Annotated in this window: 2 protein-coding genes; both read left to right on the forward strand. The window is 63.7% G+C overall.

The window, feature by feature from the left end; genetic code table 11:
• On the forward strand, positions 1-626 hold a 626-nt coding region (locus ON44_RS48775; RefSeq protein ID WP_157187401.1), incomplete at its 5' end, for a tetratricopeptide repeat protein.
• A gap of 1,463 nt (positions 627-2,089) precedes the next feature.
• Positions 2,090-2,713 (forward strand): alpha/beta hydrolase (locus tag ON44_RS33830; RefSeq protein ID WP_169338124.1); only part of this gene is annotated, 624 nt, incomplete at its 3' end.

Here is a 2,713-nt window from a genome sequence, read left to right on the forward strand (position 1 = left end):
CGCTCGCCGACCGTGAACGGATCCTGGGTGCTGATCACCCCGACACCCTGTCCACTCGAAACAACCTCGCGCGCGTGTACGAATCAGCGGGTCGACTCGATGATGCGACACTGCTGCTCGAGCGCACGCTCGCCGACCGTGAACGGATCCTGGGTGCTGATCACCCCGACACCCTGTCCACTCGAAACAACCTTGCCGCCGCCTACGAATCAGCAGGCCGCCTTGCTACAGCCATGGCCCTTCACGAGCGCACTGTCGTAGACAGTGAACGAATTCTGGGCCCGGACCATCCCTCCACCCTCACCAGTCGTAACAACCTTGCCGCCGCGTACACCTCTGCAGGTCGACTGGACGAGGCGCTACTGCTGTTCGAGCGCACCGTCGCCGATCGTGAGCGAACCCTGGGTCCGGACCACCCCCACACCATCCTCTCCCTCAGCAACCTCGCCTACGTCAACTCCTCCGCAGGTCGACTCGACGAGGCGATCACGTTGCAGGAGCGCGTCATTGCTGCCCAGGAACGAGTTTTGGGGGCCAACCACCCCCAAACCCTGTCTTCTCGCAAAGGCCTCGATTGGTTCCGGGACCAGGACAAAACACAACCTCGACGGCCTGATGGCAGCTGACCGCCAATCCATGGCGCGTTCCAGATAACGCCATGACACAAATCCATGCTCTCCGCTGCCCACTGGCAGCGGTCGGCACGGACCGGTCTTTGCGGGCTTCGAGCCCTGCGATCAATGCGACGCTCTACCAACTGAGCTACGAGCCCTTGCAGTGGACCCAGCGGGACTCGAACCCGCGACCTTCGCAGTGCCGCCACTGTACTGCCAGGCACCGACAACAGCGGATAGCCGCCTCGACGGCGGAACGAGAATGCCACACCTAACAGATGAGCAGCGGAAAGCCAGCACGAAGGGGTTTTGGCCCTGGGTGGGCTGGCCTGCACGGGAAGGCGGGCAGGCACCGCCTGCCCGTTAAGGCCTGCCTTTCGCGCGTCGAGGCTCACGGGTCAAGGGTGGCCGCCAGCCATCGGCGAAGCCGACGCGTAGCGCCCTTGAGGCGTGAGGGGCGCGTGATCACAATGCAGGCCAGCCCACCCAGGGCCACGCGACCGGAGGTCGCGCATGGCTGTCCCGTGAGCGCCAGCTCGCGCACCCACCACCGTGCCGTGCGCCGCTGTCATCGGCAGAGCTGACAACGCGAGCCGCGTATCTGTAGACCGCACCCGATGCACTCGAGCCGTCCAACTGGAAGCGGCAGCGAAGCGCGCCGGAAACGTCCCTTATGCAACCAACTCGCAAACCCACCGATACCCACCCAACGCAACCAGAGTCTTTTGTCTTTTCACCCCGCCCCCGGATACTTGGGGTGGGTGGGCTTGCGAAAAGTTGAGACTCCTTGTTTCGGTTCGGTGCTGGGGTTTTCTCCAGATTTTCGCACGCCGACCAGGCACAAGATCAGAATCCGGGAAGTCTTCTCCAGCGCTGCGCGCTGAGGTGCGCGGCCTTCGGCCGCGTGTCCTGGTGCGGGGTCGCCTGCGCAAGCACAGCAACCGACCAGCGTTTCACGCTTCCAGCGTGGCACAGCAGACACATCAAGGTAGCCAACTCGCGGAATCGACCTGCTCTCGCGGATTGCGGCGCACCCTGTTTCGGTCGCTGGTGGCGTCCGGCGTTGGTGCGTGCGGGATTGCACACAGCAAAAGAACCACCCGTCCAAGCGTTGGTCGACCTCGCTCTCGTGGACTGCGGTACCCGGATCAGGTGCCGGTGCCGGTTGATGATGCCGTGTTACGGCAGATCGCCGATCTGTCCGGTGGCGGCTCTTTCACGGCGTCGAGTCTGGCGGATTTGTGCAAGGCCTACGGCACGCTGAGTGACCAGATCGGTTACGACACAGTCCGGGGCAACGCCAACGGCCTGGATGATCTTGGCTGCCGGGGTGATCGCCGACGCGTTCGGGTTATCGGTGGTTTTACGTCAGCGTCTACCGTGAGTCGGTCCCCGGCGTGGCGTAGCAGGTGGGTCGCTGTGCTGTGGCAGTGTGCTCGGCCATGATGCCGAGAGCCCGTCTTGCGGTTACGGCGGTGTCGATCCTGTCAACCGTTATCGCGGCGTCGGCGTGTATGGGCGAGCCTGTCGCGGAACTCGGGCGGATCTTTCCCGATCTGGTCTACACAGTGGTTGACGGCAATGACCAGCGGCTCGATCTGTATCTGCCCGCCACCACAGCAAAAGCGCCGCTGGTGCTGTATTTCCATGGCGGTGGATGGTCAAGTGGTTCACGCAAGAATTACCGAAACCTGGGGTGGCAGGCCGATGAGCGCACGCCGTTCGCGCAGTTGATCGCGGCGGGTTACGCGGTGGCCAGCGTGGACTATCGGCTCAGCCGTCAGGCAAAATGGCCTGCCCAGATTGTTGATGCGAAAGCTGCGGTGCGGTGGTTGCGCGCGAATGCCGACAGGTATCTTATCGACACGAATCATATTGCGGCATGGGGAGATTCGGCTGGCGGCCACATCGCGGCGATGCTGGGCACCTCGGGTGGTGTCGCCGAACTCGAAGGTTCCGAGGGCAGCGCCGGGTATTCGAGTCGGGTGCAGGCGGTCGCCGACTGGTTCGCGCCTACCGATCTGCTCACCATCGACGATCAGGCCCTCGAGGACGGCCGGAGCACGGTTCACCTCGCGGAAGGTTCCGCGGAGTCACTA

This window comes from Nocardia vinacea NBRC 16497 (assembly GCF_000308835.1).
Lineage (GTDB): Bacteria > Actinomycetota > Actinomycetes > Mycobacteriales > Mycobacteriaceae > Nocardia > Nocardia vinacea.